Here is a 1,034-nt window from a genome sequence, read left to right on the forward strand (position 1 = left end):
CGGCAGCTCCCAACGCTGCATGGGTGGCGGCATGAACAGTCCGGACCAACGGCCCGCACCCACCACCACCTGCCGTCGTACACGTCGATGCAATGCACCGTTGCCGGCATGCACACGGCCGCTGGCCTACCCTTTCGTGGATATTCCCGCCTCCCTCCCCCTCTGCTGGAGCCCCCATGACTGTCCCCGCCTTCGGTCTCGGTACCTTCCGCCTGAAAGACCAGACCGTGATCGACTCGGTGCGCAACGCGCTGGATGTCGGCTACCGCGCCATCGATACCGCGCAGATCTACGGCAATGAAGCCGAGGTCGGCCAGGCCATCGCCGATTCCGGCGTGCCGCGCGAAGAGATCTACCTGACCACCAAGGTCTGGATCACCGCGTTCAAGCGGGAAGCGCTGCTGGCCAGCCTGCATACCAGTCTGGAAAAGCTGCGTACCGATCATGTGGACCTGACGCTGATCCACTGGCCGTCGCCGAACGACAAGGTCGACGTGCCGATGGAGGAGTACCTGCCGGCGCTGGCCGAGGCCAAGGCACAGGGCCTGACGAAGGCGATCGGCATCTCCAACTTCACCATCGCCCAGACCCGCAAGGCCATCGAGATCCTTGGCGCCGATGCCATCGCCACCAACCAGATCGAGATCCATCCCTACCTGCAGAACCGCCTGCTGGTGAAGTTCCTGCAGGACAACGGCATCCACGTCACCGCCTACATGAGCCTGGCCTATGGCGAGGTGATCAAGGACCCGGCGATCCAGGCCATTGCCGGCCGTCACCAGGCCACTCCGGCGCAGATCGCGCTGGCCTGGGCGCTGCAGCAGGGCTTCTCGGTGATCCCGTCGTCGACCAAGCGCGAGAACCTGTCGAGCAACCTCGAAGCGGCAGCGATCCGGCTGACCGACGAAGACATGGCGCAGATCGCCAAGCTGGATCGTGGCCATCGCCTGGCGAATCCGGAAGGCATTGCGCCGGCCTGGGATTGAAGAGCGGCCGCCGGGCATGGCCCGGCGCTACCCACGCGTCCCCGGTAG

1 protein-coding gene is annotated in these 1,034 nt (G+C 65.4%); it reads left to right on the plus strand.

Translation table 11 applies throughout. The features are described 5' to 3' along the window. Positions 1 to 176: 176 nt before the first annotated feature. On the plus strand, positions 177 to 986 hold the full coding sequence (dkgB, locus tag O0J15_RS21330; RefSeq protein ID WP_134732091.1) for a 2,5-didehydrogluconate reductase DkgB: 810 nt from the start codon (positions 177 to 179) through the stop codon (positions 984 to 986). Positions 987 to 1,034: the final 48 nt, after the last annotated feature.

The sequence above is a fragment of the Stenotrophomonas sp. Sm10 genome (genome assembly GCF_030985515.1).
Classification (GTDB): Bacteria; Pseudomonadota; Gammaproteobacteria; order Xanthomonadales; family Xanthomonadaceae; genus Stenotrophomonas; species Stenotrophomonas hibiscicola.